The organism is Halodurantibacterium flavum (assembly GCF_042681825.1).
Taxonomy (GTDB): Bacteria; Pseudomonadota; Alphaproteobacteria; order Rhodobacterales; family Rhodobacteraceae; genus Halodurantibacterium; species Halodurantibacterium flavum.
Genome location: NZ_JBHUGH010000006.1, coordinates 21,400 through 40,919, shown reverse-complemented (window position 1 = coordinate 40,919; position 19,520 = coordinate 21,400). Strand labels below are relative to the sequence as shown.

General features: G+C 64.0%; 19 protein-coding genes. 10 read left to right on the top strand and 9 right to left on the bottom strand.

Annotated elements, in window-relative coordinates; all coding sequences use genetic code 11:
* Positions 1-81 precede the first annotated feature (81 nt).
* From ACFSGJ_RS08740 to ACFSGJ_RS08710, 7 genes are all read right to left on the bottom strand, one after another.
* Positions 82-591, bottom strand: a complete 510-nt coding sequence (locus ACFSGJ_RS08740) for a holin family protein (RefSeq protein WP_390260831.1) — start codon at positions 589-591, stop codon at positions 82-84.
* The gene (locus tag ACFSGJ_RS08735) at positions 582-1,193 is read right to left on the bottom strand and encodes a holin-associated N-acetylmuramidase (RefSeq protein WP_390260829.1); all 612 of its coding nucleotides are present in this window, start codon (positions 1,191-1,193) and stop codon (positions 582-584) included. The genes ACFSGJ_RS08740 and ACFSGJ_RS08735 overlap by 10 nt, the downstream gene beginning before the upstream one ends.
* A 90-nt stretch (positions 1,194-1,283) precedes the next feature.
* Positions 1,284-1,724: a cytochrome c maturation protein CcmE gene (ccmE, locus tag ACFSGJ_RS08730; RefSeq protein ID WP_390260828.1), complete on the bottom strand. Its 441-nt coding sequence runs from the start codon at positions 1,722-1,724 to the stop codon at positions 1,284-1,286.
* Positions 1,725-1,730: 6 nt separating this feature from the next.
* The gene (gene argC, locus ACFSGJ_RS08725; protein ID WP_390260826.1) at positions 1,731-2,759 is read right to left on the bottom strand and encodes an N-acetyl-gamma-glutamyl-phosphate reductase; all 1,029 of its coding nucleotides are present in this window, start codon (positions 2,757-2,759) and stop codon (positions 1,731-1,733) included.
* Positions 2,760-2,801: 42 nt separating this feature from the next.
* A complete protein-coding gene (locus ACFSGJ_RS08720) occupies positions 2,802-3,614 on the bottom strand; it encodes a glutamate racemase (protein ID WP_390260824.1) in 813 nt (270 codons plus the stop codon).
* A gap of 6 nt (positions 3,615-3,620) precedes the next feature.
* On the bottom strand, positions 3,621-4,493 hold the full coding sequence (locus ACFSGJ_RS08715) for a lysophospholipid acyltransferase family protein (RefSeq protein WP_390260822.1): 873 nt from the start codon (positions 4,491-4,493) through the stop codon (positions 3,621-3,623).
* A gap of 64 nt (positions 4,494-4,557) precedes the next feature.
* Positions 4,558-7,959, bottom strand: a complete 3,402-nt coding sequence (locus ACFSGJ_RS08710; protein WP_390260821.1) for an indolepyruvate ferredoxin oxidoreductase family protein — start codon at positions 7,957-7,959, stop codon at positions 4,558-4,560.
* A gap of 161 nt (positions 7,960-8,120) precedes the next feature.
* Here ACFSGJ_RS08710 and ACFSGJ_RS08705 point away from each other — a divergent pair, with 161 nt between their 5' ends.
* From ACFSGJ_RS08705 to grxD, 4 genes are all read left to right on the top strand, one after another.
* Complete coding sequence (locus ACFSGJ_RS08705) at positions 8,121-9,026, top strand: LysR family transcriptional regulator (protein ID WP_390260819.1); 906 nt, start codon at positions 8,121-8,123, stop codon at positions 9,024-9,026.
* A 384-nt stretch (positions 9,027-9,410) separates the two neighbouring features.
* Complete coding sequence (purL, locus tag ACFSGJ_RS08700; protein WP_390260817.1) at positions 9,411-11,573, top strand: phosphoribosylformylglycinamidine synthase subunit PurL; 2,163 nt, start codon at positions 9,411-9,413, stop codon at positions 11,571-11,573.
* A gap of 79 nt (positions 11,574-11,652) precedes the next feature.
* Complete coding sequence (locus tag ACFSGJ_RS08695) at positions 11,653-11,895, top strand: BolA family protein (protein ID WP_390260815.1); 243 nt, start codon at positions 11,653-11,655, stop codon at positions 11,893-11,895.
* Between the two features lie 4 nt (positions 11,896-11,899).
* Positions 11,900-12,262, top strand: a complete 363-nt coding sequence (gene grxD, locus ACFSGJ_RS08690; protein ID WP_390260814.1) for a Grx4 family monothiol glutaredoxin — start codon at positions 11,900-11,902, stop codon at positions 12,260-12,262.
* Between the two features lie 132 nt (positions 12,263-12,394).
* Here grxD and ACFSGJ_RS08685 read toward each other — a convergent pair whose 3' ends face one another.
* The gene (locus ACFSGJ_RS08685) at positions 12,395-12,799 is read right to left on the bottom strand and encodes a cell division protein ZapA (RefSeq protein ID WP_390260812.1); all 405 of its coding nucleotides are present in this window, start codon (positions 12,797-12,799) and stop codon (positions 12,395-12,397) included.
* Between the two features lie 2 nt (positions 12,800-12,801).
* A complete protein-coding gene (locus tag ACFSGJ_RS08680) occupies positions 12,802-13,257 on the bottom strand; it encodes a hypothetical protein (protein ID WP_390260810.1) in 456 nt (151 codons plus the stop codon).
* Positions 13,258-13,460: 203 nt separating this feature from the next.
* On the opposite strand from ACFSGJ_RS08680, the gene tkt reads away from it, so the two are divergent.
* The 6 genes from tkt (at position 13,461) to ACFSGJ_RS08650 (ending at position 19,464) form a co-directional block, all read left to right on the top strand.
* Positions 13,461-15,485, top strand: a complete 2,025-nt coding sequence (gene tkt, locus ACFSGJ_RS08675; protein WP_390260809.1) for a transketolase — start codon at positions 13,461-13,463, stop codon at positions 15,483-15,485.
* A 264-nt stretch (positions 15,486-15,749) separates the two neighbouring features.
* Complete coding sequence (gap, locus tag ACFSGJ_RS08670) at positions 15,750-16,754, top strand: type I glyceraldehyde-3-phosphate dehydrogenase (RefSeq protein ID WP_390260808.1); 1,005 nt, start codon at positions 15,750-15,752, stop codon at positions 16,752-16,754.
* 32 nt (positions 16,755-16,786) lie between these two features.
* Positions 16,787-16,927: a hypothetical protein gene (locus ACFSGJ_RS08665; RefSeq protein ID WP_390260806.1), complete on the top strand. Its 141-nt coding sequence runs from the start codon at positions 16,787-16,789 to the stop codon at positions 16,925-16,927.
* 104 nt (positions 16,928-17,031) lie between these two features.
* Positions 17,032-18,033, top strand: a complete 1,002-nt coding sequence (gene gap, locus ACFSGJ_RS08660; RefSeq protein ID WP_390260804.1) for a type I glyceraldehyde-3-phosphate dehydrogenase — start codon at positions 17,032-17,034, stop codon at positions 18,031-18,033.
* Between the two features lie 149 nt (positions 18,034-18,182).
* Positions 18,183-18,632 carry a Cu(I)-responsive transcriptional regulator gene (gene cueR, locus ACFSGJ_RS08655; RefSeq protein ID WP_390260802.1) on the top strand — a complete coding sequence of 150 codons (450 nt, stop codon included), beginning with the start codon at positions 18,183-18,185 and terminating at the stop codon, positions 18,630-18,632.
* A gap of 70 nt (positions 18,633-18,702) precedes the next feature.
* The gene (locus ACFSGJ_RS08650) at positions 18,703-19,464 is read left to right on the top strand and encodes a MauE/DoxX family redox-associated membrane protein (protein ID WP_390260800.1); all 762 of its coding nucleotides are present in this window, start codon (positions 18,703-18,705) and stop codon (positions 19,462-19,464) included.
* The last annotated feature ends 56 nt before the right edge of the window (positions 19,465-19,520 follow it).

Sequence of the window (19,520 nt, the reverse complement as noted above, 5' to 3'; positions counted from 1 at the left end):
GGCGCGTTCCGTCCCAAGGCCAATGGAAGACGCGCGCAGCAATGCGCGCGCAGTTGTCGCGGATACCGGGCGGACGGACCTTCAGCGTGCCGACAGCCACTCGGCCAAGGCCGGATTGTCATGGCCCGGCAAGGGCTGGCCGGGGCTCGCCGGGGGCGCATCAGTCGCGGGCTCGGCGCTGCGGTGGCTCGCCGGACGTCGCATCCGCAGATAATGCGCCTCGCGCGCGCCGAAATAGAACGAGACGATTGCCCCCAGCAGCCACCAGAGCGGTTCGGGGATGTGGCCAAGCCCGTCCATACGCAGCGCAAAGCCCTCGGGCTCGGCCATCGCATAGGCAAAAAGCACCATGGTCCCCAGCGCAAGGGCGGGACGCGGCAGGCGGTTCAGTCCGTTGACGAACCGGTCGAAAGCCGTGGCCTCCGCCTGCACGAATTCGGCCATATGCGCGTCGAGCGCACGGCCGATCCCTTCATGCCCCAGTTCCAGCCGGCGGGTCGCGTTCGGCTGGATCGCGTCGGTCACGCCCCGCACCACACCACCGATCGCGCGCGGTCCGCCGACCGCATTGATGACGCCCATCAGCCCCATGCCTTTGTCCTTTCCCGATGTTCTGCCGCCGTCAGGTGAAACCGGGGCGAGATGAATTCCTCGGCCCGCACGATCCATCCGCCCTTGCCGCCATCATTCCGGCGGGCGTATTTGCGGCTGGCCGGGCGCGCATCCGCCAGCCGGTAGTAGTAGTTCCGCCGCGCGATCCCATAGGCATCGGCCAGATGGCGGGGCGCTGCCTGATAGGCCTCGTGCGAGACGCGGATCGTCTGCGGCCCGACCGCCCCGTCGACGGCGATCTCGAACCCCATGTCGGCGAAAAGCTGTTGCAAAAGGCGGAAGGCGTTTGTCCCTGCGTTGACATGCATGTCGAAAACAGTCGCATGAAGCGCCGGTGCAAGGTCCGCGATACGCGGCCGGCGAAAGTAATGCTCCATGTAAATCTCAACGGCCTGATCCCGCGACAAAAGCCGCACATCCGCCGCATCGACCTTGCCGTCGCGGTTCAGGTCGATCCCCAACCGCCGCATCGTATGGACGGTCACGCCCCAGTTTGTCGCGCCGCCCGGGTCGTCGGGGTCGTTCACGAACCCGCCCTCCCGCGCGACGATCGCCGTCGCAAGTTGCCGCACATCGGTCATTGCTGCCCCCTTCCGTGATCCCGGGGCAGAATGCTTAATATCGGTTAATTATCGGCTTGATCAGCGAACGGTGCCCTGCAACACGCCGCGTCAGGCGTCGGGTTTGTAGACGCCCTGTTCCTTCAGCGCATCGATGACTTCTTTGGGCATGTAGGTCTCGTCATGCCGCGCCAGAATCTCGCGCGCCTGGAACACCCCGTCGACCAGCCGGCCCGTGCCGACCATGCCTTCGCCCTCGTTGAACAGGTCGGGCAGCACCCCAGAGTAGGTCACCGGGATCGAGGCGCCGCCATCGGTCACGTTGAAGCGGATGGTTTCACCCTGCCCCCGGATCAATGTGCCCGGCTCCACCAGGCCACCGATCCGAAAGACCTGATCGGGCGCCGGCGGGTTTTCGGCAAGCTGGCTCGGGGCGATGAAAAAGTTGATGCCGTCGCGCATCGCATAGCCGATCAGCGCGGTCGAGAGCGTCAGCGCCACGACCGCCAAAGCGATGATCTGGATCCGGCGTTTCTTTTTCAGCCCCTTCATTCGTCCTTACGGAAAGACCGGCGCCAGCATCAGCCCCGCGGTTTCTTCCGCCCCCAGCATGAGATTTGCGTTCTGGATCGCCTGGCCCGATGACCCTTTGGTCAGGTTGTCGAGCACCGCCACGACCACAGCACGGCCGGGGATACGGTCCCCGACGACACCGATATGCACGAAATTGGACCCGCGCACATCCCTTGTCGAGGGGAGTGCGCCAAAAGGCAGCACCTCGAGGAACGTCTCGGGCGCATAACGCTCGGCAAGGGCCCGGTGAACCGCGCGCGGGTCGCCCTTGACGTAGACGGTCGCAAGAATGCCGCGGTTCATCGGCAGAAGATGCGGCGTGAACTGGACCATTACGGGGCGGCCCGCTGCCTTGGTGAATTCCTGATCGAATTCGCCCAGATGACGGTGGGTGCCGCCCGCGGAATAACTGTGCGTGCCCTCGGACAGCTCTGCATGAAGCAGGCTTTCCTTGAGCGAGCGTCCCGCCCCGGACACCCCGGCCTTGAGGTCGATGACAATCGTGTCGAGGTCGATCACCCCGGCCTCGATCAGCGGGCGTATCGCGTATTGGCCCGTCGCCGCGTTGCAGCCGGTGCCGGCGACCAGACGGGCGCTGCGGATCTCATCGCGGTAGAACTCTGTCAGGCCGTAAACGGCCTCGGCCTGAATTTCCGGTGCGGCATGGGGTTTGCCATACCATTTCTGATAGGCGGCGGCCTCTCGCAGACGGAAATCGGCGGAGAGATCGACGATCCGCAGGTCGCGCGGCAGCGCCGCGATCACCTCTTGCGAGGTGGCATGAGGCAAAGCGCAAAACGCGAGGTCGATGGTGTCAAAGTCGATCTCTTCGATCTTTTGCAGCCGCGGCAGGCGCAGGTGGCGAAGGAAGGGAAAGACCTCTGACATTTCCATCCCGGCCTTGCGGTCGGCCGAAAGCGCCGCGATCTCGAACTCGGGATGGGTCGCGATCAGGCGGACAAGCTCCGCCCCGGTATAACCGCTTGCGCCCAGAACTGCGATCTTGTGGGTCATGTCTATGTCTTCCAGTGCGAAAAGGTCAGGCAGTGCGATAAGTCAGGCGGGTTCGAACGCGATCCGTCGCCGCAGGAACTGGGTGGCCTTGTCCGACACCCGGCCGGGATCGCCCGTCGTCAGGCAGCGAGAGATATCGCCACTCCCCAGAAACTCCGGTCGTCGCTGCAGATAGTCGGCAAGGCTTTCGGCCACCAGGTTCGCCTGCGAATAGACGTTCACATCCGGCCCCAGCGCCTGACGAAACACGTCTTCGAGCAGCGGGTAATGCGTGCAGCCAAGGATCGCCGCCTCGGGCCGGGGCATCCGCCGCTTCAGCGCCTCGACATGGCTGCGCACCAGTGCCTCCGCAAGGATCATGTCACCCTGCTCGATGGCATCGACCACACCGCCACAGGGCTGCGCCTCGACATCCACGCCGATAGCGCGGAACGCGAGTTCGCGCTGGAACGCGCGGCTCGAAACCGTCGCCGGCGTGGCGAACAGCGCCACATGCTTGACCGCGACCTCACGCGGGGGGGAGTTGTCGCCCCACTGACGTTCCGTCAGCGCCTCGATCAGCGGCACGAACACACCCAGGACGCGCTTGTCGGCGGGCAGCCAGGTCTCCTGCATCCGGCGAAGCGCGGCGGCCGAGGCCGTGTTGCAGGCAAGGATCACCAGGTCGCAGCCCTCCTCCCACAGGCGTTCGACGCCCCGGCAGGTCAGCGCAAAGATATCGTCGGCATCGCGCACCCCGTAAGGGGCGTTGGCGTTGTCGCCGTAATACACAAAGGGAACATCCGGCAGTCGGCGGGCCACCGCATCAAGCACGGTCAGGCCACCCAGCCCGCTGTCGAATACCCCCACCGCCATAGGCCGTTACCCTTTGTATTTCGTGTCGAACTCGAACCCGTAATCGTGGCCGAAGGGTTCTGGCGACAGGTCATACGTTGCGCGGCGCAGAAAATCCATCATTCCTTTCGGATCGCTCCGGAACCGCTGCAGATCATCCCCGGCGATCGGCTCCCCTATCGCGACGCGAACCGGACCGCCAATGCGGGCGCGGAACTCCTTGATCAGCAGCGCAAGGCGGAGGGTCTGGTGCAGATGGCTCGCCAACTGGAACAGCCTGCTGTTATGCCCGTCAAAGAAGACCGGCACCACGGCCGCCCCGGATTTCGCGACCATCTTTGCGGTGAAATTGCGCCAGCCGGGGTCCATCGGGCGCGTAAAGGGCCGCAGCGCCGTCGATACCGTGCCGCCCGGAAAGACGCCCATGGCCCCCCCGGCCCGCAGATGCGCAAGCGCCGCCTCTCTCGTTTCAAGATTCAGGCGCACGGCCTCGCGCGTTTCATCGAAGGAAATCGGCAGGATCACGCGGTTCAGCGCCTCGGCACGGCGAAAGACGCTGTTGGCGAGGATGCGGAAATCGCTCCGCCGGCTGGACAGGATGCGCCCCATCATCAACCCGTCGAGGATGCCGTAGGGATGATTGGCGACGACGATCACCGCCCCTTCGCGCGGGATATTTTCCAGGCTGCCGCCGATCACATCGAGGCTGAGCCGGTAGCGATCCGCGAGAACCTCCCAGAAGCAGCCGCCATTCGCGACCTCATGTTCATACCCTTCGGCACGGCGGATTACCGCAAGCCGACCGGTCGCATTTTCCAGCATCCGGATCATGGCCCGACCCCCGCGGGTACGGGCCGAACCGGCATAGCTTATGTCACGTGCGATGCGCGTTCCGGCCATCACCTTTCCCCCGAGCTGACCTCGGCGCGCAATAGCGCATGATGACGAGTCGGGCCAGAAGAACCTATTCCGCCGCGTGGCGCAGCGGGGCGCCGCCCGCCCGGAACGCCGACAAAAGTTCTTCACGTCGCTTGGCGGCACGCACCTCTGCCGCTGCCTTGACGGGGCCGAACCCGCGGATCTGCAAAGGCAGTTCCGCCAGCGCGATGACGATCTCCCGCGTCTCGGGGGTCATCTTGGGCAGGATCTCGGCCATATCGGCCTCATACTGGGCGATCAGCGCGCGTTCCATCCGCCGCTCGGACGTATAGCCGAACGGATCGAACGGCGTGCCCCGCAGACGCTTCATCCTGGCGAGGACCCGGAAAAGCCGCAGGACCCACGGACCAAAGGCGCGTTTTCGCGGCCGCCCGTCGCTGCCCGTCCCGCCCAGCAAGGGGGGTGCGAGGTGAAAGACCGGGCGAAAAGCGCCCTCGAACGCCTCGGACGCCCGGGCAACGGTATCGAGGTGAAGCCGCGCGACCTCATACTCATCCTTGTAGGCGAGGAGCTTGTGGTAGCCCTTGGCCAGCGCTGCCTGCAATTCCGTGTCATCCCCGGCCCGCGCAACCAGCGCACGGAAACGGTCTGCAAGCGCCGGCCCCTGATAGTCCACCAGATGACGCACCCGGAACGCGACCGGATCTTCGGGCAGGTTCACGACCTGCGGGCGCAGGCGATCAGCGGCCTGTTGCGGATAAAGCGCCGCCCAGCGCCCGATTTCAAAGGCCCGGGTGTTCCCCTGCACCGCCGCCTGGTTGAGCTCGATCGCCCGCAGGATCGCGCCACGGCTCAGCGGCACAAGACCCTGCTGCCAGGCCGCCCCAAGGATCATCATGTTCGAATAGATGGAATCCCCCAGCATCCGTTCCGCAAGCGCCGTTGCATCGAACAGGGTCACACGCTCCCGCAGCCGCGAGCGCAGGCTGATGGCGAGATCCTCGCCCGGGATGCGGAACTCGGTGTTGCGCGTGAACTCTCCGGTGATGATCTCATGGCTGTTGACGACCGCGCCGGTCCGGCCGGCCCGCATGAGGCCGAGCGTCCGCGCCCCCGCCGTCACCACCAGATCGCCGCCGATCACCGCATCGGCCTCACCGGTCGAGACGCGGATCGCGTTGATATCCTCGGGGCGGTTCGCGATGCGGCAATGGATGTGCACCGCCCCGCCCTTCTGCGCGAGACCCGCCATCTCCATCATGCCGACACCCCTGGTATCAAGATGCGCGGCCATGGCAAGGATGGCGCCGACCGTCACGACACCGGTTCCCCCGACACCCGTCAGGACGAGGTTATGCGTGCCGGTGATCGTGGGCAGCGCCGGTTCCGGCAGGTCGGGCAGGACGAAATCGTCCGCCTTGGCCGCCCTTGGCCGCGCGCCCTCAAGCGTCACGAAGGAGGGACAGAACCCCTTGAGACAGCTGAAATCCTTATTGCAGCTCGACTGGTCGATGGCGCGCTTGCGGCCCAGCTCCGTCTCGACCGGAACGATGGAGACGCAATTCGACTGCACGCCGCAATCGCCGCAGCCCTCGCAGACATCGGTGTTGATGAACACGCGGCGGTCGATGTCGGCAAGGCTCCCCTTCTTGCGCCGGCGCCGCTTTTCGGCGGCACAGGTCTGGACATAGAGGATGACCGACACGCCCTTGATCTGGCTGAACCTTTGCTGCACCGCCATGAGGTCGGCGCGGGAGTGAATTTCCAGCCCCTTCGGATAAAGGGCAGGATCGGGCGTTTCCTTCTCGTCATGGACCAGCGCCACGTGACGCACGCCCATGGCCTGAACCTCGCGCGCGATCTGCTGCGGGGTCAGGCCGCCCTCGTTCTTCTGGCCGCCGGTCATGGCCACGGCATCGTTGAACAGGATCTTGTAGGTGATGTTGGTCCCCGCAGCGAGCGCCGCCCGGATCGCGAGGATGCCCGAATGGTTGTAGGTCCCGTCCCCAAGGTTCTGGAACACATGATCGCGTTTGGAAAACGGCGCCTCACCGACCCAGTTGACGCCCTCGCCGCCCATCTGGGTAAAGCCGACCGTTTCCCGGTCCATCCACTGCACCATGTAGTGACAGCCGATGCCGGCATAGGCGCGGGCGCCATCCGGCAGCCGGGTCGATGTATTGTGCGGACAGCCCGAACAGAAGAACGGCAGACGCGCCGCCAGATCGGGCGCATTGTCGGCCTGCCGTGCCTCTTGCAACAGGCGCAGCGCCGCTTGCAGCCGTTCCGTCCCGCGGCCTTCCTCGACAAGGATATCGCCGATCCGCTCCGCGATCATCACCGGGTCGAGGGCGTATCGCGTCGGGAAAAGCTCCGGCCCGTGGCTGCCCTTGCGCCAGCCATAGACGCGCCGGCCCCGCCGGTCGTCAAAGATCGCCTCCTTGACCTGCACCTCGATCAGCTTGCGCTTTTCCTCGACCACGACGATCAGATCGAGCCCCTCGGCCCAGTCGTGAAAGCCCCGCATGTCCAGCGGCCATGTCTGCCCCACCTTGTAGGTGGTCAGGCCCAGTCGATCGGCCTCGGCCGCGTCGATGCCCAGAAGGTTCAGCGCATGAACCAGATCGAGCCAGTTCTTGCCCGCGGCGACAAAGCCGATCCGGGCACCGGAACGCCCCCAGACCCGGCGGTCCATCCGGTTGGCATGGGAAAACGCCTCGGCCGCGAAGCGCTTGTAATCGATCATCCGCGCTTCCTGCGCGACGGGCGTATCGGCAAGCCGGATGTTAAGCCCCCCGTCCGGCATCCGGAACTCGGGGCGGACGAAGGACATGCGGAACGGATCGCCATCGACCACCGCCGTCGCCTCGACCGTGTCCTTCATGGTCTTCAGCCCGACCCAGACACCGGCAAAACGGCTGAGCGCCCAGCCGTAAAGACCGTAATCGAGGATCTCTTGCACCCCGGCCGGGGAAACGACGGGGATGTAGGCATCGACCATCGCCCAGTCGGACTGATGCAGCACGGTCGAGCTTTCGCCCGTGTGATCGTCGCCCATCGCCATCAGGACACCGCCATAGGGCGAGGTCCCGGCCATATTCCCGTGGCGCATGACATCGCCGGACCGGTCCACCCCGGGCCCCTTGCCATACCAGAGCGCAAAGACCCCGTCATGGCGCCCCTCGCCCCGCAATTCGGCCTGCTGGCTGCCCCAGATGGCTGTCGCCGCGAGATCCTCGTTCAGCCCTTCCTGAAACACGACCTGCGATGACCGCAACAGATCACGCGCCCGCCCCATCTGCAGATCTACCCCGCCCAGAGGCGAGCCGCGATAGCCGGTGACAAAGCCGGCCGTATCGCGCCCGGCCGCGCGATCACGGACCGCCTGCATCAGCATAAGGCGCACCAGCGCCTGCGTCCCGTTGAGAAGAACCGGAGATTTCGACAAGTCGAACCGGTCGTTCAGGGTCACGTCATGCCTGCTCATTGCGCACCTCCCCTGCGAGACGAGCCGTCAGACAGCATTATCGGTCATATCTGCTGACCTACAAAGGCAAAACTTTCGCAATCCGTTCTTTTCCCGTAAAGCTATGCAGCTTATTACAAAGCTAAAGCGGCAGCGCATGACTTACCACCAAAGGTTGCGGGATGGATTGGGATAAACTCAGAATATTTCACGCGGTTGCCGACGCGGGCAGTCTGACCCATGCCGGCGACGCGCTGCACCTGTCCCAATCTGCCGTGTCCCGCCAGATCCGCGCGCTGGAAGAGATGCTGGATACCACCCTTTTCCACCGCCACGCCCGGGGGCTGATTCTCACCGAGCAGGGGGAGCTTCTGTTCGACGCGACCCGCGCCATGGCCCAGCGGCTGGAAACCGCGACCGCCCGCATCCGCGACAGCGAGGACGAGGTATTCGGCGAGCTTCGCGTGACGACGACGACCGGTTTCGGCACGCTCTGGCTCGCCCCGCGTCTGCCCGCGCTTTATGCGAAATACCCCGATCTCAAGATCGACCTGATGCTGGAAGAACGGGTTCTCGACCTCCCCATGCGCGAGGCCGACCTTGCCATCCGCATGAAGGAGCCAAGCCAGGCCGACCTGATCCGCAAACGCCTGATGAGCGTGAACATGCGTCTCTATGCGACGCCGGAATACCTCAAGGCGCGTGGCACCCCGCAAAAACTGGAGGATCTGAGCCAGCACCGCCTTGTCTGCCAACATTCCGGCGTGCCGCAGGCGGCGGCCGGCGCAACCCTTGTGCAGATGCTGATGAGCTACAACATCCCCTCGACCCTGACGGTGAACAACTATTTCGGGGTGCTGCAGGCGGTTCTGAACCATCTCGGCATCGGCGTCCTGCCGGATTACGTGACCGAGGATTTTGCGAATCTGGTGCGGGTGCTTCCGGAAGTTGAATCGCATGAGATTCCGGTCTTCCTCGCCTATCCCGAGGAACTGCGCCACTCCAAGCGGGTTTCGGCCTTCCGCGACTTTGTTCTTGAAGAGATTTTCGCGAACCGGCGCAAGCTGCGCGACGACCGCCCGGTGTAAGCTCTGCCTTCAACGTGAAAGAAGCCATGCGCCAAGCGCATGACAGCCATGCCGCAGCTGCGGCATGATTATTCTTGAAATGGCATGGCCCCACCCCTAAATCGCTTTCAGACGGTGACGGGGCGACCCGTTTCGTCTTTACCTCCCTGTTGGACTTGGGCCGAGCGTTTGCTCGGCCTTTTTTTTCCTGTTGAGCGCGCTGCCGCTTTTTTCCGCAGTGCAGAAGGGCTGTGCCGCCAAGCCGGGCGGCCTGAGTTTAGCGATACGTTTGCGCCGCGCGCATGACCGGCTGGAATCGCCCCAACACGCGCGATTCCCGCTTTTCCCATGCAGACCCATCCCGTATGACCGGCGCAACCGGAACGCCTACCCGTGAGGACGTCGATGCAAGAGCCGAAGATCACCGAAGACCTGATTGCCGCGCATGGGCTCAAGCCCGACGAATACGCGCGTATCCTCGAGATCATCGGGCGAGAGCCGACCTTTACCGAGCTTGGCATCTTTTCGGCGATGTGGAACGAGCATTGTTCCTACAAATCCTCCAAGAAGTGGCTGCGGACCCTGCCGACGAGCGGCCCGCAGGTGATCTGCGGCCCGGGGGAAAATGCGGGCGTGGTCGATATCGGCGACGGGCAGGCAGTGGTCTTCAAGATGGAAAGCCACAACCACCCCTCCTACATCGAGCCCTATCAGGGGGCCGCGACCGGCGTGGGCGGCATTCTTCGCGACGTCTTCACCATGGGCGCGCGGCCGATTGCAGCTATGAATGCGCTCAGCTTCGGGGAACCGTCGCACCCCAAGACCCGGCAGCTTGTGAACGGCGTGGTCGAGGGGATCGGCGGCTATGGCAACGCGTTCGGCGTGCCGACGGTCGGCGGCGAGGTCCGGTTCCACCGCGCCTATAACGGCAACTGTCTGGTCAATGCCTTTGCCGCCGGTCTCGCGGATGCTGACAAGATCTTCTATTCGGCGGCTTCGGGCGTCGGGATGCCCGTCGTCTATCTGGGCGCCAAGACGGGCCGCGACGGCGTGGGCGGCGCCACGATGGCCAGCGCGGAATTCGATGACACGATCGAGGAAAAGCGCCCCACCGTTCAGGTCGGCGACCCCTTCACCGAAAAACGCCTGCTGGAGGCCTGCCTGGAACTGATGGCCTCGGGCGCGGTGATCTCCATTCAGGATATGGGCGCCGCCGGCCTGACCTGCTCGGCCGTCGAGATGGGCGACAAGGGCGATCTGGGCATCCGCCTTGATCTTGACCGTGTGCCCTGCCGTGAAACCGGCATGACCGCCTATGAAATGATGCTGTCGGAAAGCCAGGAGCGGATGCTGATGGTCCTGCGCCCCGAGAAGGAGGCCGAGGCCAAGGCGATCTTCGACAAATGGGATCTCGATTTCGCCATCGTCGGCGAGACGATCCCCGAGGACCGTTTCCTCATCCTTCATGGCAATGAGGTCAAGGCGGACCTGCCGCTCAAGGCCCTGTCGGGGAACGCGCCGGAATACGACCGCCCCTTTGTCGAGACGCCAGAGCCTGCGCCGATGGCCGAAGTGCCGGCGGTCGACCCGATCGAGGGGCTGCGGTCGATCATTTCCAGCCCGAGCTATGCGCATAAGGGCTGGGTCTGGGAACAGTATGATCACATGGTCATGGCCGATACGGTGGTTGCGCCCGGTCTGGGCGCGGGCGTGATCCGCGTGCACGGGACGCAAAAGGCGCTGGCGTTCACCAGCGATGTGACCCCCCGCTACGTCAAGGCCAACCCCTTTGAGGGCGGCAAACAGGCCGTGGCCGAGGCCTATCGCAACCTGACGGCCAAGGGCGCCCTGCCCCTTGCCACGACCGATAACCTCAATTTCGGCAACCCCGAAAAGCCCGAGATCATGGGCCAGTTCGTCGGCGCGATCCAAGGCATCGGCGCGGCCTGTGCCGCGCTCGACATGCCGATCGTGTCCGGCAACGTCTCGCTTTACAATGAGACGGACGGCCAACCGATCCTGCCGACGCCGACCATCGGCGCCGTGGGACTATTGCAGTCGCTGGACGAACTGATCGCCGGTCAACCGGCCGAGGGGATGGTTGCGCTGGTTCTTGGCGAAACGCGCGGTCATCTTGGCCAGTCGGCGCTGCTGGCCGAACATTTCGGGCGCGAGGATGGCGACGCCCCCCATGTCGACCTGATCGCAGAGCGGCAAAACGGAGAATTCCTGCGCCGGCATCGCAAGCTGATTACCGCCTGCAGCGACCTCTCCGATGGCGGGCTTGCCCTTGCCGCGTTCGAAATGGCGGCAACGGCGGGCACCGGCGTGACGCTGGAAAACGACGACACGGCAACCCTGTTCGGAGAGGATCAGGGCCGTTATCTGCTGGCCTGCACCCCTGCGCAGGCGGAAGCGTTGCTGGCGGCCGCGGCCGAAGAGGGTGAGGTTATCCTCGCCGCAGTCGGAAACTTCGGTGGCGACAGCATCCGGTTTGGGAAATCAGAGGCATCGCTCGCCGATCTTTCGACGCTCTGGCGCGGTGCGTTTGCGGCTGCAATAGCCTGACGGACGGCGCGCTCTGCCTTGCATGGCAGCGGTGCGACCGCTACATCTTGGGGGACGCGACCGAAGAGGACAAAGACCCATGCCGATGCAGGCGCAAGACATCGAAGACCTGATCCGGGCGCAGTTTCCGAACGCACGGATCACAATCACCGACCTTGCCGGCGACGGAAACCATTGGGCAGCTGAAGTTATTGACGAAAGTTTCCGCGGAAAGAACCGCGTTCAGCAACAACGCGCGGTCTATGCCGCGCTCAAGGACAAGATGGCCGGCAGCAATGGCGAGCTTCACGCGCTGGCGCTGACCACCAAAGCACCGGAGTAACAGCATGAGCAACGCAGAGAACACGATCCGCGAGACCGTCACCAGCAATGACGTCGTTCTCTTCATGAAGGGCACCAAGGCGATGCCGCAATGCGGGTTTTCGAGCCGCGTTGCCGGTGTGCTCAATTTCATGGGCGTGGATTACAAGGACGTCAACGTGCTGGCGGATGAGGCGATCCGTCAGGGCATCAAGGATTTTTCGGACTGGCCGACCATTCCGCAGCTTTACGTCAAGGGCGAATTCGTCGGCGGCTGCGATATCGTCACCGAGATGACCCTCTCCGGTGAGCTTGACCAGATGCTGGAGGCCAAAGGCATCGCCTTTGACAAGGAAGCGGCTGAAAAGATTCGCGAAGCGAACGCCTGATCGAGAGGTCCGGGATTTTTGCCTGACCGCTGAGCGCATCGGTCTTGAATGCTGCGTCGGGCAACCGGCGCAGCTTTTTCATGCGTCCCGGATATTCGCCAGGCCGGCGGGAAAACCGCGCCCTCGGGACGGTCAGTCTTTGTTCGCGCTGCTGCGATCCTCCACCGCCTGGGCGAGCGCCTCGGCACGCGCGGCGAGTTCCGCAAGAGTCTCGGCAACGGAAGGCGGCACAACCGGAACCTCGATACGTTCGGGCGCGGGTCGCGGCTGCGACCGCAGCGCCTCGTATTCTTCGCGCGCCTGATCGAGATCCGACTGAAGGCGAGCGACCTGATCCTGAACCGCCACCATCCGGTCCGCCAGCATCAGCCCGGCCATAAGCAGCATCCGCGCCTCGGGCAGACGCCCGATCTGGCTGCGCAGCACCTCTGCCTCGGCATCGAGAAGCGCCGCCGCGCCGTGGAGCGAGGCTTCCTCTCCATCCTGGCAGGCCACGGTAAACGCCTTGCCGCCGATCTGGATTTCGATTTCTGGCATCGTTACGCTCCGTCGGAATGGGCTGTCAGCAGCGGGTCGAGTTCTGACAGGATCTCGTCAAGCTCCGCCGCCTCGGCCGAGCGCGCGACCCGAAGCGCCTCAAGCTCAACCTCCAGCGCCTGATTGACCAGCGACGGATCGGAAAGCCCCGCCTGCGCGGCTTCGCGCAGGGCCGTGACGGTCTTGCGCAACTCGGCGTTGGACCGGCGCAGGCGCTGCATTTCCTGTGCCTGAACGTCGATCCAACCTATCAACCCGGCGATCTGTTCGTCCTCGGTGCGGGTCGCGCGCGCATGATGCAAGGCCTCGGTCAATTGCGACGAGCGCGCACGTTCCTGCGCCAGCGCCTCTGTCACCGCAGCATCGGCGGAATGGCCGCGTGGCAGCCCCTCCAGCCCCTGCGCGATCCGGTCGAGAGCTTGGGCAAGGCGCCCTTCGAGTTCCGCAAGTTCTTTCATACTGCTTGCTTCATCCTCTTTCACAGGCCGCGAAAGACGCGACGCGAATCGGAAATTTCCGTTTATTAACCTTCTATAGACCACAGAACCACCCTCCGCGCAGCCCCGCTACGCCATCCCGGCGGACAGGCGCATATGCTTGAAGTTTGCCGGAAGGCTGGTATCAACCGCAAAGCCCGACCCCTAGCCGAAGGATCTGAGCCTTGGATATTGCCACCCTGCGCGAAAAGCACCCCGACCACTGGATGAAGGCCTGTGCCATCCGCGCGCTTGCCATGGATGCCGTGCAGGCGGCCAATTCCGGCCATCCGGGTATGCCGATGGGCATGGCCGATGTGGCGACGGTGCTTTTTGAAAAACACCTGCGCTTCGACGCCAGGAACCCCGACTGGCCGGATCGCGACCGGTTCATCCTGTCGGCCGGCCATGGCTCGATGCTGCTTTATGCGCTGCTCTATCTCACCGGCTCGCCCGACATGCCGCTGGAAGAGATCCGCAATTTCCGCCAATGGCATTCCAAGACCGCCGGACACCCCGAATACGGCTATGCCAAGGGGATCGAGACAACGACCGGCCCGCTGGGTCAGGGCCTTGCCGCCTCGGTCGGCTTTGCCATGGCCGAGGAGTCGCTGCGCGCCCGCTTTGGCAAGAAGGTCATCGACCACTACACATGGGTCATCGCCGGCGACGGCTGCCTGATGGAGGGCATCAGCCATGAGGCGGTCGGCCTCGCGGGCAAGCAGAAACTGTCGCGGCTGATCGTCCTTTGGGACAACAACAACATCTCCATCGACGGCGAGATCTCCAAGTCGAGCGTCACCGATCAACGCGCCCGCTTTGCCGCCGAGGGCTGGACGGTTCTGCATTGCGACGGCCACGATCCGGCGGATATCGACCGCGCCATGACCGAGGCCAAGAAATCCGACCGCCCCGTGCTGATCGACTGCAAGACCCATATCGGTTTCGGCAGCCCGAAAAAGCAGGACAGCGCCTCCGCCCACGGATCGCCCCTTGGCCCCGATGAAATCAAGGTCGTGCGGGAAATCTATGGCTGGCCGCACGAGGCCTTTGTCATTCCGTCCGACCTCAAGCAGGCATGGGAGGCCATCGGCAGCCGTGGCGCCAGCGAGCGCGAGGCATGGGAAGCCCGTGTCGCGCAGCTTTCGGACGCGCGTCAGGCAGAGTTCAAGCGCCAGTTGACCCTTGAGCCGCCCAAACGGCTGGCTGCAGCGATCCGCGCGCTGAAAAAGAAGGTGAGCGAGGAACAACCCAAGGTCGCGACCCGGAAGTCGAGCGAAATGGTGCTGGAGGTCGTCAACAGCGTCGTGCCGGAAACCATCGGCGGTTCGGCGGACCTGACGGGCTCCAACAACACCAAGACGCCGGACCTCGGGATCTTTGACGCCGACAACCGCAAGGGGCGCTACGTCCATTACGGTATCCGCGAACACGGAATGGCCGCGGCGATGAACGGCATGGTGCAGCATGGCGGCGTGCGCCCCTATGGTGGCACCTTCCTTTGCTTTGCCGATTATGCGCGTGGCTCAATGCGGCTTTCGGCGCTGATGGGCGTGCCGGTCGTCTATGTGATGACGCATGACTCCATCGGTCTCGGAGAAGACGGCCCGACCCACCAGCCGGTCGAGCATCTTGCGATCTGCCGTGCGACGCCGAACACCTGGCTGTTCCGTCCTGCCGACACTGTCGAAACGGCGGAGGCATGGGAAATGGCGCTGACGACCAAGGGCACGCCCTCGGTCATGGCGCTGAGCCGGCAGAACCTGCCGACCGTGCGCACGACCCACAGCACCCGCAACCTGACGGCCCAGGGCGCCTATATCCTGCGCGAGGCCACGGCCCGGCGTCAGGCGATCCTGATGGCGACGGGTTCCGAGGTCGAGATCGCCCTGAAGGCGCGCGAGATGCTGGAGGCCGAAGGCATCGGCACTCGCGTCGTCTCGATGCCCTGCTGGGAGCTGTTCGACTGCCAGCCCGAAAGCTATCGCCGCAAGGTCCTGCCCGCGGGTCCGGTTCGGGTCGCCATCGAGGCCTCGCAACGCTTCGGCTGGGACCGCTGGCTGCTGGGCGAACGCGGCCGCGAGAACAAGGCCGCGTTCATCGGGATGGAGCGGTTCGGGGCATCGGGCCCGGCCGAGCTTCTTTACAAGGAGTTCGGCATCACCGCCGAGGCGACCGTCGCAAAGGTCAAGGAACTCCTGGGGCAGTAAGCCACCGCGCAAAGTTCAGGAAAGGCCCGCGCCCGTCGCGGGCCTTTCTTCATGGGGCGCAGTCAATGGCCGCGTTTGCATTCCGCCCGCTTGCGCGCCATCCCGCTGGCACATCACCACCCGTTAGCGCCAACACCGAAAGTTTGCGCTAACATATTGCCTGAGTTACATTTTTTGCTTTTCCTGTCACATCCTCCCCTTATATGTCGCCCGTATCGGCGCGGGAACGCGACAATCTGGCGGGACACCGGAACGGAGAGCGACATGACCATCACGATCGGTATCAACGGCTTTGGGCGGATCGGACGCTGCACCCTGGCCCATATCGCGGAAAGCGCGCGCAACGATGTTCAGGTCGTCAAGATCAACGCCACCGGCCCGATCGAAACGAACGCGCATCTGCTGAAATACGACAGCGTTCATGGCCGCTTTGCCGGAGAGATCCGGGTCAAGGGCGACACGATGGACCTCGGCCGCGGGCCGATGCAGGTGATGTCGACCTATGACCCGGAAGAACTTGACTGGTCCGGCTGCGACGTGGTGCTGGAATGCACCGGCAAGTTCAACGACCGCGAAAAGGCCGCCGTCCACCTGTCCCGGGGCGCCAAGCGGGTGCTCGTCTCGGCGCCGGCAAAGAACGCGGATCGCACGGTCGTCTATGGCGTCAATCACCGCAGCCTGACGGTCAGCGATCTGGTCGTCTCGAACGGGTCCTGTACCACGAACTGTCTCGCGCCGCTTGCCAAGGTTCTGAACGACGCCATCGGGATCGAGCGCGGGATCATGACCACGATCCACAGCTATACCGGGGACCAGCCGACGCTCGACCGGCGCCACAAGGATCTCTATCGCGCCCGCGCGGCCGCCATGGCGATGATCCCGACCTCGACCGGGGCGGCCAAGGCCATTGGCGAGGTTCTTCCGGAACTAGCCGGAAGGCTCGATGGCACGGCGATGCGCGTCCCCACCCCGAACGTGAGCGCGGTCGACCTGACGTTTGAGGCCGCGCGGTCTGTCACGGTCGAGGATGTGAACGAAGCGGTGCGCGAGGCCGCCGCCGGCCATATGGGGGCGGTTCTTGCCTATGACCCGGAACCCAAGGTGTCGATTGACTTCAATCACACGCCGTTCTCGTCTATCTTTGCCCCTGACCAGACCAAGGTGGTCGGCGGCCGCACCGTCCGGGTGCTGGCATGGTATGACAACGAATGGGGCTTTTCCTGCCGGATGGCCGATGTGGCTGCGGCGATGGGGCGGCTTCTGAACTAGGGGCCAAGCGCGCGGCCCCGCAAGGAGGTGGCATGTCGGACCGCATCGCATTGGGCGTCGGGAGCCTTGCCATCGTTGCAATCGCGGCCGATCTGATCCTTGGAACCGGCGGAGTGATGTTTGCACTCCGCTGGATCGACTCATTCGTGGAATATCTCGCTTTCTGGCGCTGAGCCAGCCGCGCGCTGTTGACCTTTTCGGAGGAATGGCGATGTTAGCGATAACGTCGTCGCCACACCCGGCGACGGTCCCGCATGGTTGCGAAGGGGGAAGTTCCATGACCGTAAAAGTAGCGATCAACGGCTTTGGCCGCATCGGGCGCAACGTGCTGCGCGCGATCATCGAAAGCGGGCGGCGCGACATCGAGGTGGTCGCAATCAACGACCTCGGCCCGGTGGAGACCAACGCCCATCTGCTGCGCTTCGACAGCGTGCATGGCCGTTTTCCGGCCGAGGTGATCACCGGCCCGTCCTCGATCGACGTGGGTCGCGGCCCGATCGAGGTGACGGCAATGCGCAACCCGGCCGAACTGCCCTGGGGCGGCGTCGATGTGGTGCTGGAATGCACCGGCATCTTTACCGACCGCGAAAAGGCAGCCATTCACCTGCAAAACGGCGCCAAGGGCGTCGTCGTTTCAGCCCCGTCGCAGGGCGCGGACAAGACCATCGTCTATGGCGTCAACCATGACAGCCTGACGGCGGATGACAGGGTGATCTCCAACGCTTCCTGCACAACGAACTGTCTTGCCCCCGTCGCCAAGGTTCTGAACGATGCCATCGGCATCCGGCGCGGGTTCATGACCACGATCCACAGCTATACCGGCGACCAGCCGACGCTGGACACGATGCACAAGGATCTTTATCGCGCCCGGGCGGCGGCGCTCAGCATGATCCCGACCTCAACGGGCGCGGCCAAGGCCGTCGGTCTCGTGCTGCCGGAACTGAACGGCAAACTGGACGGCGTGGCGATCCGTGTGCCCACACCTAACGTCTCGGTCGTCGATCTGACATTCGAGGCTTCCCGGGACACAACGGCGCAGGAAATCAACGATGCCATCCGTGCCGCCGCGGCCGGCCCGCTCAAGGGCATCCTTGGCTATACAGACCAGCCAAATGTCAGTGCCGACTTCAACCACGATCCCCATTCATCGGTCTTTCACATGGACCAGACCAAGGTGATGGAGGGCAGCATGTGCCGCATCCTGTCCTGGTATGACAACGAATGGGGTTTCTCGAACCGCATGGCCGATACGGCGGTGGCATTCGGTAAACTTCTCTGACGATTGCAATGCGCCGCCCCTTGTGGCGGCGCATTTCTGCGGGCCGTTTTATGCGGGCACCGGAATTTTCCCCCCCGTCGGTTCAAGGCCCTTGACCTTCCCATGATGGGAAGCCCCATATCCGCTCTGTCTGACTGATGGAGCCGCCCATGAATATCGGAGGTGCTGCGACCCGCTCTGGCGTCTCGGCCAAGATGATCCGCTATTATGAGCAGATCGGCCTCATTCCCCCTGCCACAAGAACCGCTTCTGGCTATCGGGACTATCGCGAAAGCGATGTCCATATGCTGCGCTTCATCGCGCGCGCCCGCGATCTCGGCTTTCCGACCACCGAGATCGCCGATCTTCTGGACCTCTGGCGCAATGAGGACCGGCGCAGCGCCGACGTGAAGGCCCTGGCCCAGGCGCGGGTCCGCGACCTTCGCCACAAGATCGCGCATCTTCAGGACATGGCCGACACGCTGGAAGACCTCGCCAATTCCTGCGCCGGGAATGAACGCCCCTCCTGCCCCATTCTTAAATCTCTCGAAACCTCTGCCCCACCGGACAAAGGGGGCGCGAGGCCCGGCAGGGGCATGTTCCGACAGGGCACAGGCTGATGATCAGGCCGCGCGGCATTCTCAGGCACCGGTCGGACATCCGGGCCCTTTCCAGCTACCGAGGTTAATCATGACGGAAACAGCGACCAGATCGGCGGTTCTCTACCGAATGGTGATGCCGAAACACATGTGCCCCTATGGGCTAAAGTCCCTCGACCTGCTGCGGCGGCAGGGCTACACGGTCGAGGATCATCACCTGACCACCCGGGCCGAGGTCGATGCGTTCAAGGAACGCCACGGCGTCAAGACGACGCCCCAGACCTTTATCGAAGGTGAACGGGTCGGCGGATACGACGATCTGCGCCGTCATTTCGGCAAGCCCGTGCGCGACAAGTCCGCAAAGACTTACCGGCCCGTGATCGCCCTTTTCGCGATGGCCGCCGCCATGGCCGCCGCGACCAGTTGGGCGGCATTGGGTCAGGTCGTGACGATTGCCGCCGCCGAATGGTTCGTGGCCTTTGCCATGTGCCTTCTTGCGCTGCAGAAGCTGAAGGATATCGAGAGCTTTGCGACGATGTTCCTGAACTACGATCTGCTGGCGCAAAGATGGATGCGCTACGGCTATGTCTATCCCTTTGCCGAAGGGGTGGCTGGCGTCCTGATGGTTGCGGGCGCCTTGATGTGGCTTTCCATCCCGCTTGCGCTTTTCATCGGGACGGTCGGGGCGGTGTCGGTCTTCAAGGCTGTCTATATCGACCGGCGAGAGCTGAAATGCGCCTGTGTCGGCGGCGACAGTAACGTGCCCTTGGGCTTTGTCTCGCTGCTCGAAAACCTGATGATGATCGCCATGGCGGTCTGGATGTTGTCAAAGCCCGCCCTGCTTGGGCACTGAACGGGACCAAAACCATCCCCTCCTCCGGCGCTTGGGCACATGCAGAACGGCATGAC

Excerpts from the sequence above, each read along its gene's own strand:
- ACFSGJ_RS08740 (WP_390260831.1), bottom strand. The coding sequence starts at position 591 with ATGGGGCTGATGGGCGTCATCAATGCGGTCGGCGGACCGCGCGCGATC.
- ACFSGJ_RS08735 (WP_390260829.1), bottom strand. The coding sequence starts at position 1,193 with ATGACCGATGTGCGGCAACTTGCGACGGCGATCGTCGCGCGGGAGGGC.
- ccmE (WP_390260828.1), bottom strand. The coding sequence starts at position 1,724 with ATGAAGGGGCTGAAAAAGAAACGCCGGATCCAGATCATCGCTTTGGCG.
- argC (WP_390260826.1), bottom strand. The coding sequence starts at position 2,759 with ATGACCCACAAGATCGCAGTTCTGGGCGCAAGCGGTTATACCGGGGCG.
- ACFSGJ_RS08720 (WP_390260824.1), bottom strand. The coding sequence starts at position 3,614 with ATGGCGGTGGGGGTATTCGACAGCGGGCTGGGTGGCCTGACCGTGCTT.
- ACFSGJ_RS08715 (WP_390260822.1), bottom strand. The coding sequence starts at position 4,493 with ATGGCCGGAACGCGCATCGCACGTGACATAAGCTATGCCGGTTCGGCC.
- ACFSGJ_RS08710 (WP_390260821.1), bottom strand. The coding sequence starts at position 7,959 with ATGAGCAGGCATGACGTGACCCTGAACGACCGGTTCGACTTGTCGAAA.
- ACFSGJ_RS08705 (WP_390260819.1), top strand. The coding sequence starts at position 8,121 with ATGGATTGGGATAAACTCAGAATATTTCACGCGGTTGCCGACGCGGGC.
- purL (WP_390260817.1), top strand. The coding sequence starts at position 9,411 with ATGCAAGAGCCGAAGATCACCGAAGACCTGATTGCCGCGCATGGGCTC.
- ACFSGJ_RS08695 (WP_390260815.1), top strand. The coding sequence starts at position 11,653 with ATGCCGATGCAGGCGCAAGACATCGAAGACCTGATCCGGGCGCAGTTT.
- grxD (WP_390260814.1), top strand. The coding sequence starts at position 11,900 with ATGAGCAACGCAGAGAACACGATCCGCGAGACCGTCACCAGCAATGAC.
- ACFSGJ_RS08685 (WP_390260812.1), bottom strand. The coding sequence starts at position 12,799 with ATGCCAGAAATCGAAATCCAGATCGGCGGCAAGGCGTTTACCGTGGCC.
- ACFSGJ_RS08680 (WP_390260810.1), bottom strand. The coding sequence starts at position 13,257 with ATGAAAGAACTTGCGGAACTCGAAGGGCGCCTTGCCCAAGCTCTCGAC.
- gap (WP_390260808.1), top strand. The coding sequence starts at position 15,750 with ATGACCATCACGATCGGTATCAACGGCTTTGGGCGGATCGGACGCTGC.
- ACFSGJ_RS08665 (WP_390260806.1), top strand. The coding sequence starts at position 16,787 with ATGTCGGACCGCATCGCATTGGGCGTCGGGAGCCTTGCCATCGTTGCA.
- gap (WP_390260804.1), top strand. The coding sequence starts at position 17,032 with ATGACCGTAAAAGTAGCGATCAACGGCTTTGGCCGCATCGGGCGCAAC.
- cueR (WP_390260802.1), top strand. The coding sequence starts at position 18,183 with ATGAATATCGGAGGTGCTGCGACCCGCTCTGGCGTCTCGGCCAAGATG.
- ACFSGJ_RS08650 (WP_390260800.1), top strand. The coding sequence starts at position 18,703 with ATGACGGAAACAGCGACCAGATCGGCGGTTCTCTACCGAATGGTGATG.